The following is an 8,282-nucleotide window of genomic DNA, read 5'->3' as shown; positions in this document are numbered from 1 at the left end:
CACACCAGCCTGCTGGTGCTCGCGCCGGACGGCACCCGCGCCAAGGCGATGGTGACGGTGTGGAGCGGCCCGAAGGAGCTGACGCTGACCGCCGAAAAGACCCAGGTGACGAAGGGGGGCACTGTGACCATTGCCGCCGCCGATGAGACCGGCGCGGCGGTGGACGCCGCCGCCCTGACCTGGTCCTCCGGCGACGAGGCCGTTGCCACCGTGGACGAGAGCGGCACGGTGAAGATGGTGGGCACCGGCGAGGTGACCATCACCGCCGAGACCGCCTGGGAGGTGACCGGCAGCGTTACGCTGACCGGCAAGGCTGCCGCCGGCAGCACTGGCAGCGTGCCCGCAGCCACCGCCGGCAGCACCGGCAGCACGGCTGTGGCCCCCGCCGGCGGCCAGAGCAGCGGCGCAGCTGCCGCTCAGCCCTCGCAGCCGGTGCAGCAAGAGCCCGCGCCCCAGCCGGAGCCCGCGCCCCAGCCGGAGCCGCAGCCCCAACCGGAACCACAGCCAGAGAACCCGTCTGGCGGCCATGTGCATGACAGCCCCACCGTGGATCTTGACCCAGATGCAGGGTTTGATGCCGGAGATTTGACTTGAATATATCCGGGTACGACCGACGGTCGTACCCGGAAAACCGCATAAACAAGCCAAAAACGAGGTGCGACCGTCGGTCGTATCTCGTTTTTTTATACCCTTTTCCAGCCCGCTTTCGGCGGGCTTTTTTTATGCCCAAAAACAAAAAGGAGGAACAAAAGCATGAAGCAAGCAAAGCGGCTGCTGGCCGGGCTGCTGGCGGCGCTGCTGCTGGCCACGGCCCTGGCCCCCACGGCCCTGGCGGCCGGCGGCGGGACGACCACCCGCGTTGCGGCCAAGCCCGCCCCGCGCTTATGAAAAACCTTTCCGAATCTTAAGGCGGCGCAAAGGCAGAGGAAAGAATGGGGCGGTATACTCACTTCACGAAAGGAGGCGAACGCCATGCAAACCCCTTCGCCGCGCCAGCGGCCCATCGTGGAGGTGCGGGGCCTGCGCAAGGAATACCCCCTGGGGGACGAGACGGTGGTGGCCCTCAAACACATCGACCTGTCCATCATGCGGGGGGAGATCTGCTGCATCTTCGGCACCTCCGGCTCCGGCAAGAGCACCCTGCTCAACCAGCTGGCGGGCATGGAAAAACCCACCCGGGGCGAGGTGCGCATCGGCGGCGCGCCCATCTCCCGCATGAGCGAGGAGCAGCTGGCGGCCTTCCGCCAGCGGCATCTGGGCTTTGTGTTCCAGTCCTACAATCTGCTGCCCAGCCTCACCGCCGCCGAGAATGTGGCCATGCCCCTTCTGTTCCGGGGCGTGCCCCCCGCCCAGCGGGAGGCGGCCGCCCGGGCCATGCTCAAACGGGTGGGCCTGGGGCACCGGATGGACCACTACCCCGCCCAGATGTCCGGCGGGCAGCAGCAGCGGGCGGGCATCGCCCGGGCTTTCCTGGCCCGGCCGGACGTGGTGTTCGCCGACGAGCCCACCGGCAACCTTGATTCCAAAACCACCGTGGAGGTCATGGAGATGATCTGCGGCTTCGCACGGGATTTTCATCAGACCATCATCCTGGTCACCCACGACCCGGAGATGGCCCGCTACGCCGACCGCATCGTGACCCTCATCGACGGGGAGATCGTGCGGGAGGAAGTGACCAAAAGGAGCGTGCAGTAAATGAGAATGTTTTATTTTCGCCGGGGCGTCGCCTCCCTGATGGCGCTGCTGGCCCTGAGCCTTGTGAGCCTGCGGGCGCTGGCGGAAGACGCCGCCCCCGTGCCGGTGCCCGCCGTGACCGCGGCGGAAGGCGCTTCGCCCGCGCCCCAGGCCCCCGCCGCCCCGCCGGCGGCCCCCGAACCTGTGCCCGCGCCCGTGCCCGCCCAGGCCCCTGCCTCCGCGCCCGTGCCCGCCCAGGCCCCTGCCTCCGCGCCCGCCTCCGCGGCGGAGGCCACCCCCGCGCCGGCCCCCGCGCCGGCACCGGGGGTGCTCATCAGCCGCAGCGAGATGGCCGACCTGCCCGCCGGGGGCGAGGCGGAGATCACCGTGTACTTCCGCAACCTGGGCGACACCGCCCTCAAGAACCCAGTGGCCGCTTTCTCCCCCGCCGACGGCATCCTCCTTTCGGGCGGGTCCTCCAGCTTCCTTTTGGAGGACATCCCCGCCGGCGGCACCGGCAGCGTGGCGCTGAAGGTGCGGGCGGCGGACGCCGCCACCGGCGTGCAGAACCTGGGCGTGGAACTGCGCTTTACCTACGGCGAGCAGGCCCCCGCCGCCGGCACCGCCTCCGACCGGCTGAACATCCCGGTGAAGGCAAAGCCCGCGGCGTCGCAGCCCCTGGTGCTCATCACCCGCTCGGACATCTCCAGCCCCATCTCTCCGGGCGAGGTGTTCGATTTGATGCTCACCTTCAAGAACACCGGCGACGTGGCGGTGAAGAACGCGGCGGCCACGGTGGCCCCCTCCGAGGGGCTCACCCTGCTGAACGCCGCCTCCACCTTCCCGGTGGCGGACATCGCCCCCGGCCAGACCGGCTCCATCACCGTCAAGCTGCAGGGCGCGAATCAGATCTCTTCCGCGGCCCAAAGCCTCGCGGTGGACCTGCGCTACACCTACGACAGCGCCGGCGCCGCCACCGCCGCCACCGCCTCCGACCGGCTGAACATCCCGGCCAAGGCGGCCGCGGCCTCCTCCGCCGAGACGCCGGTGCCCAACATCGTGGTGCAGAAATTCGACTACGGCGGAAAGCCGGTGGCCGCCGGCGGCCGGTTCCCCCTCTCCTTTACCTTTGAGAACACCGGCGCCACCAAGGTGGAAAACATCGTGGTCACGGTGGACGGCGGCGAGTGCTTCACGGTGGACGGCGGCACCAACACCGCCCATTACAAGAGCCTGGCCCCCGGCAAGACCCTCACCCAGGAACTGCCCATGCAGGCGGTGCCCACCTGCAAGAGCGGCGCCCAGGGCATCACCGTGAGTTTCAAATACGAGTATGTGGACGGCAGCAAGCGCAGCGCGGTGACGGCGGACATTCGTCTGTCGGTGCCGGTGAGCCAGCCCGACCGCTTCCAGCTGAACCCGCCCGCGGCGGCGAACTTCTCCGCCGGCGAGGAGGGGGAGATCACCCTGGCCTATGTGAACAAGGGCCGGGCGGACATCGGCAACCTGGAGGCGCAGCTGGTGGGCGAGGGCTTTGAATCCCCCGCGAAGGTGCAGTACCTGGGCAACGTGGCGGCGGGCGCCTCCGGCAGCATCGGCTTTGCCCTCACCCCCGAGGCCGCCGGGCCGCTGAACCTGACGGTGAAGGTGACCTACGAGGACGCCGATCTGCAGACCCAGACCCGGGAATACCCCCTGTCCCTGACGGTGGAGGAGGGGATGAGCGAGACGGACTTCTCCATGGAGGAGGAGCCCGCCGCCCCCGCCGCCCCCGCCTGGCTGCCGGTGATCCCCGCCACCGCGGCGCTGGCCGCCGCCGGCGGCACCGTGTTCTTCCTGGTGAAACGGCTGCGCCGCAAGGCCGCGGGCGACGACCCGATGGCCGAGGCCTGGAACTGGGACCAGCTGCCCGGTGAAAACGAGCCGGGCGGGGAGGAATGAGCCATGCGCAAACAGGACCTGTTCCGCCTGTGCCTGCAAAACCTGCTGCGCAAGCGCTCCCGCACCTTCCTCACGGTGCTGGGGGTGGTGATCGGCGGCTGCTCCATCGTGATCATGGTGTCGCTGGGCATCGGCATGAAGGAGGCCCAGGACAAGCTGCTGGCCGAACTGGGCGACCTGACCATCATCACCGTCACCGCGCCCCGGGGCGGGCGGGGCAAGGTGAAGCTGGACGACGCCCTGGTGGCCCGGCTGAAAAAGCTGGACGGCGCGGTGGCGGTGATGCCCCGTCAGACCCTGGACACCGAGAGCCTGCGCCTTTACGCCGGCAGCGCAAAGCGCTATGTGGCGGACTGGGTGCCGGTGACCGGCCTGGACGCCGCCGGCATGGAGGCCATGGGTTTCCGGCTGGAAAAGGGCGAGCGGATGACAAAGACCGGCGATGTGGTGGTGGGCCAGTACGCGGCCTACAGCTTCCGGGACACCCTGCGCCCCGCCGGCAGCGATATGGTGGACCGCTGGTCCGCCGGGTGGAACGAGGAGACCGGCCGGATGAACGACCCGCCTCCCGCCTACTTTGACCCCATGAAGGAGACGCTCACCCTGGAGGCGCAAAACGGCGAGTACAAAGCCAGCCTCACCCTGAAGCCGGTGGGCCTTGCCAGGGAGGACTACTCCAAGGGCAGCGAGACCGGCGAGGGGCTGCTGATGGACCTGAAGGACCTGAAGGCCCTCACCGAGAAGCTGCACCTGAACAAGAAGGGCGCCTCCCCCTACCAGTCGGTGCTGGTGAAGGCCAGCAGCATCTCCCGGGTGGCGGACCTGGAAAAGCGCATCCGCGCCCTGGGCTGCGCCACCGAATCCATGGAGAGCATCCGCGCCCCCATGGAGAAGGAGGCCCGGCAGAAGCAGATGATGCTGGGGGGTCTCGGGGCCATCAGCCTGGTGGTGGCGGCCATCGGCATCACCAACACCATGGTGATGTCCATTTCCGAACGGACGAAGGAGATCGGTGTGATGAAAGCTTTGGGCTGCTATGTGCGGGACATCCGCGCCCTGTTTCTGGCCGAGGCGGGCTGCATCGGGCTGATGGGCGGGCTGGTGAGCTGTGTCATCAGTTTCACCGGCGGCTTCATCGCCAACATCGTCGCCCTGGGCGGGCCGTCGCCCGAGACGATGCGCCTTGCCCTGCTGGGCGGCGAGGGCCCCGCCCGGGTATGCGTCACGCCGCCCTGGCTGCTGGTCTTCGCGGTGGTCTTCTCGGTGCTCATCGGCCTGGGCTCCGGCTACTACCCCGCCGGCAAGGCGGTGCGCATCCCGGCGCTGGAGGCCATCAAGAGCGACTGACCGCCCCCTTCCCTTTGCCAAAAGGCCGCGGGCCCCGTGTTTCCTCCCCCATTTGCGCGGCGTGCCCGGTGTGGTTTTTTCGACTCCTCCCACCCGGCAGGCCCCGGCCTTTTTCCCCCATAGCCCGGTATTTCCCGGGCAAAACGCGGCAGCGCCGCGCCACCCTTTTCCTCGGGGCGGCGCGGCGCTGCCTGGTTGTTTTATCCCTCCGCCAGGGGCAGGGTGAGCACAAATTCGGTGGCCCGCCCGGGGGCGGGCCTGTCGTTCAGCCGGATGGCGCCGCCGTGCTTTTCCAGAATGCGGCGGGTGATGGCAAGGCCCAGCCCGCTGCCCGCGCCGGTGCGGGCGTCGCTGCCGGTGACAAAGGGCTCGAAGATGGTCTTGCGGCGGGCGGGGGGGATGCCCGCGCCGTTGTCCGCCACCCGCACCGTCACCGCCCCCGCGCCCACCTCCAGTTCCACAAAGAGCTGGGTGCCCAGCCGGTTGTGGCGCACTGCGTTGGACAGCAGGTTGTCCAGCGCCCGGCGCAGCTGCCATTCGTCCACCATGCAGAACGCCGGCGTCTCCGGGATGGCCGGCTCCAGGGAAAAGCCCGCCAGGTCGATCTCGTCGTAGCGCTCGGCCAGCCAGGCCCGCAGGAATTCGCACACGTCCACCCGCCGGGTGTGCAGTTCAAAGCGGGGGTGCTGGGTCTTGCTGTACTCGTGAAAGGCGTCGGTGAGGCGGGCCAGGTCCCGGGCCTTGCCCCGGATCATCTCCAGGGTGCGCTGCCGCTCGGCCGCGGGCACCTTGCCGTCGCACAGCGCGTCCGCCGCGCCGCAGATCACCGTCACCGGGGTCTTGATGTCGTGGGAGATGTCCGCGATGAGTTTCTGGCGCCCCTCGTCCAGCCGCTTTCGCTCGGCCTCGCTCTCGGCCAGCAGGGCGGCGAACCGGTCGAAACTCTCGCCGATGCGGCGGATCTCCCGGGGGCCGCCGCAGTCGCCCACCCGCACGTCCCGCCCGGCGGCCTGGGCCTCCACCGCCGCGCCCAGGGCCTCCAGCGGTTGGGCGATGCGCCGGCGCAGATGGCGGATGAACAGCCCCGCCGTGAGGAGGAACAGCGGCAGGAACAGCGCCGCCACCCAGCCGCTGCGGTTCAGGATCTGCTGGTACTGGCCGTCGGTGAGAAAGCTCTCCCGCAAAAGAAGGGTGCGCCCGCTGCCGTCGGCGGCGGTGAACGCCGCCCGGGCCAGCAGCGCGTTTTCAAACCGCGCCCCGGTGAGATAGGCGTACTCCGCCGGGGTGTAGGCGGTCCTGCCGTCCCCCAGGTCCCCCAGCAGCACCCGCAGCCCGCCGTCCAGCACGGCGGTGCGGGTGGCCTCGCCCCCCGTGCCGTCGTGGGTGTGGGCCACCACCAGATGCCGCGCCGCCCCCTCGCCGCCGTCCAGTTCGTAGGCGTCGATCTGCACCCCGTCGCCCCAGACGGGCACGCAGGCCAGCGCCCCCGGCTCCACCGCCCGGTCAAAACCAGCGCCGTCGGCAAAAAGGAGCGCGCCCTCCTCGTCGTAGACGGCAAAGGCGCCCCCCTGCCCCAGATACCGGTGCAGCGTTTCGTACCGCCCTTTCGCCAGGGCCGGGTCGGCCAGCAGGCCGTACCAGTCGGCGGCGCGCCACAGCCGGTCCAGGTAGAGGTTCCAGGCGGCGAACACCGCCGCCGCGATGGCCAGCATCGCCAGGCTGAACAGCAGGTACTGCCGGGCCAGCAGCCCGAACAGGCCGCCCTTTTCCGTTTTTTTCATGCGGGGCCCCCCTCAAACCGGTAGCCCAGGCCCCGGATGGTCTTGATGTAACGAGGGGAGCGGGGGTCGTCCTCGATCTTGTCCCGCAGTTTGGAGATGTGCACCATCATGGCGTTCTCGTCCCCCTCGAAGTAGTCCCCCGCGGCCCCCTCGTACAGCTGGGCCTTGGTGAACACCCGCCCCGGCGAGCGCATCAGGATGGCCAGGATCTTTGCCTCCATGGGGGTGAGGGGCACCGGCCGGCCCGCCTTCTCCAGCCGCATGGCGGCCAGGTCCAGCGCCAACTCGCCCCCCCGCAGCACCTCGCCCCCCGCCCGGGCGGCCCGCCGCAGCTGGGCCTTCACCCGCGCCACCACCTCCACCGGGTTGAAGGGCTTGGTGACATAGTCGTCCGCCCCGAGGTTCAGCCCCAGGATCTTGTCGTTGTCCTCGCTCTTGGCCGAGAGGATGAGGATGGGCATGTCGCTGAACCGCCGCAGCGCCCGCGTCACCTCATAGCCCGAAAGGCCGGGCATCATCACGTCCAGGATGGCCAGGTCCGGCCCCTCGGCCCGGGCCTTTGCCAGGGCCTCGTCGCCGTCGGCGGCCTCCAGCACCCGCAGGCCCTCCCCCTCCAGATAGAGGCGCAGCAGCGCGCGAATTTCGTCGTTGTCCTCCGCGATCAGGATCAGTGGCGCCATGGCGTTTCCTCCTTGCAGGATGTTTTTACCTTATTATAACAGAGCCCGCCGCCGGCGGAAAGGCGGGCGGGGCGGCGGCGCTTGTATAATTTGCCTGCGCTGGCAGATACTAAGCAACAAAGAGCACAAGCGGCGGGGCCCGCCCCGCCGCCTTACAGGAGGTACACACCATGAAAGCAACCGGCATCGTGCGCCGCATCGACGAGCTGGGGCGGGTGGTCATCCCCAAGGAGATCCGCCGCACCCAGCGCATCCGCCAGGGCGACCCGCTGGAGATCTTCACCACCGGCGACGGCGAGGTGATCTTTAAAAAATATTCCCCCATCGGCGAGATGGCCGCCTTTGCCGCCCAGTACGCCGAGGTGCTTTGCAAGAACCTCTCCCGCACCGCCCTGATCTGCGACCGGGACAGCATCATCGCCGCCGCCGGCCCCGCCCGCAAGGAGTGCCTGGAAAAGCGGGTGAGCATCCCGCTGGAAAAGCTGATGCACGCTCGCCGCACCTACCTGCACGGCGGCCAGGCCGAGGACTGCCAGTTCCCCTGCGAGGGGGCCTCCCGGCACATCCACATAGCGGTGCCCATCATCGCCGCCGGCGACGTGGCCGGGGCGGTGGTGCTGCTGAGCGACGAGCGCAGCGCCACCCCCACCCCCGAGGAGCAGAAAGCCCTGGCCATCGCCGCCGCCTTTCTGGCAAAGCAGATGGAGAGTTAAAGCGCCGCCCGCCTTCTTTTTTCGGCGTCCGCGCCGCCCGCAAGGGGGGCCGCGGGCGCTTTTTTGCGGCCCGGAAGGGGCAGTGTGTGAACAAACGATGAAACTTTGAAAATTTTTGCACCACCCCCTTGACAGACGGATAAAAT

General features: G+C 69.1%; 8 protein-coding genes. 6 read left to right on the top strand and 2 right to left on the bottom strand.

Annotated features, from left to right (window positions below; translation table 11 throughout):
* The 5 genes from ACH2A7_RS09380 to ACH2A7_RS09360 form a co-directional block, all read left to right on the top strand.
* The coding region (locus ACH2A7_RS09380) for an Ig-like domain-containing protein (RefSeq protein WP_394961588.1) at positions 1–594 on the top strand (594 nt) is incomplete at its 5' end.
* 159 nt (positions 595–753) lie between these two features.
* Positions 754–888 carry a hypothetical protein gene (locus ACH2A7_RS09375; RefSeq protein ID WP_394961587.1) on the top strand — a complete coding sequence of 45 codons (135 nt, stop codon included), beginning with the start codon at positions 754–756 and terminating at the stop codon, positions 886–888.
* Between the two features lie 84 nt (positions 889–972).
* Complete coding sequence (locus ACH2A7_RS09370; RefSeq protein ID WP_394961585.1) at positions 973–1,695, top strand: ABC transporter ATP-binding protein; 723 nt, start codon at positions 973–975, stop codon at positions 1,693–1,695.
* On the top strand, positions 1,696–3,615 hold the full coding sequence (locus ACH2A7_RS09365; protein ID WP_394961584.1) for a COG1361 S-layer family protein: 1,920 nt from the start codon (positions 1,696–1,698) through the stop codon (positions 3,613–3,615).
* Between the two features lie 3 nt (positions 3,616–3,618).
* Positions 3,619–4,962 (top strand): ABC transporter permease, encoded by a 1,344-nt coding sequence (locus ACH2A7_RS09360; RefSeq protein ID WP_394961583.1) that lies wholly within the window; start codon positions 3,619–3,621, stop codon positions 4,960–4,962.
* A 200-nt stretch (positions 4,963–5,162) separates the two neighbouring features.
* On the opposite strand, the gene ACH2A7_RS09355 is transcribed toward ACH2A7_RS09360, so the two are convergent.
* Complete coding sequence (locus tag ACH2A7_RS09355) at positions 5,163–6,743, bottom strand: ATP-binding protein (protein ID WP_394961582.1); 1,581 nt, start codon at positions 6,741–6,743, stop codon at positions 5,163–5,165.
* The gene (locus ACH2A7_RS09350; protein ID WP_394961581.1) at positions 6,740–7,423 is read right to left on the bottom strand and encodes a response regulator transcription factor; all 684 of its coding nucleotides are present in this window, start codon (positions 7,421–7,423) and stop codon (positions 6,740–6,742) included. Before ACH2A7_RS09350 ends, ACH2A7_RS09355 begins: the two co-directional genes overlap by 4 nt.
* 170 nt (positions 7,424–7,593) lie before the next feature.
* Here ACH2A7_RS09350 and ACH2A7_RS09345 point away from each other — a divergent pair, with 170 nt between their 5' ends.
* Positions 7,594–8,136: a stage V sporulation T C-terminal domain-containing protein gene (locus tag ACH2A7_RS09345; protein WP_394961580.1), complete on the top strand. Its 543-nt coding sequence runs from the start codon at positions 7,594–7,596 to the stop codon at positions 8,134–8,136.
* Positions 8,137–8,282 lie beyond the last annotated feature (146 nt).

Source organism: Candidatus Allofournierella merdavium, from assembly GCF_944382735.1.
Taxonomy (GTDB): Bacteria; Bacillota; Clostridia; order Oscillospirales; family Ruminococcaceae; genus Allofournierella_A; species Allofournierella_A merdavium.
This window is presented reverse-complemented; position numbering and strand designations above follow the sequence as displayed.

What these genes read in the sequence shown, in the direction of transcription:
- ACH2A7_RS09375 (WP_394961587.1), top strand. Translation starts at nt 754, where the DNA reads ATGAAGCAAGCAAAGCGGCTGCTGGCCGGGCTGCTGGCGGCGCTGCTG.
- ACH2A7_RS09370 (WP_394961585.1), top strand. Translation starts at nt 973, where the DNA reads ATGCAAACCCCTTCGCCGCGCCAGCGGCCCATCGTGGAGGTGCGGGGC.
- ACH2A7_RS09365 (WP_394961584.1), top strand. Translation starts at nt 1,696, where the DNA reads ATGAGAATGTTTTATTTTCGCCGGGGCGTCGCCTCCCTGATGGCGCTG.
- ACH2A7_RS09360 (WP_394961583.1), top strand. Translation starts at nt 3,619, where the DNA reads ATGCGCAAACAGGACCTGTTCCGCCTGTGCCTGCAAAACCTGCTGCGC.
- ACH2A7_RS09355 (WP_394961582.1), bottom strand. Translation starts at nt 6,743, where the DNA reads ATGAAAAAAACGGAAAAGGGCGGCCTGTTCGGGCTGCTGGCCCGGCAG.
- ACH2A7_RS09350 (WP_394961581.1), bottom strand. Translation starts at nt 7,423, where the DNA reads ATGGCGCCACTGATCCTGATCGCGGAGGACAACGACGAAATTCGCGCG.
- ACH2A7_RS09345 (WP_394961580.1), top strand. Translation starts at nt 7,594, where the DNA reads ATGAAAGCAACCGGCATCGTGCGCCGCATCGACGAGCTGGGGCGGGTG.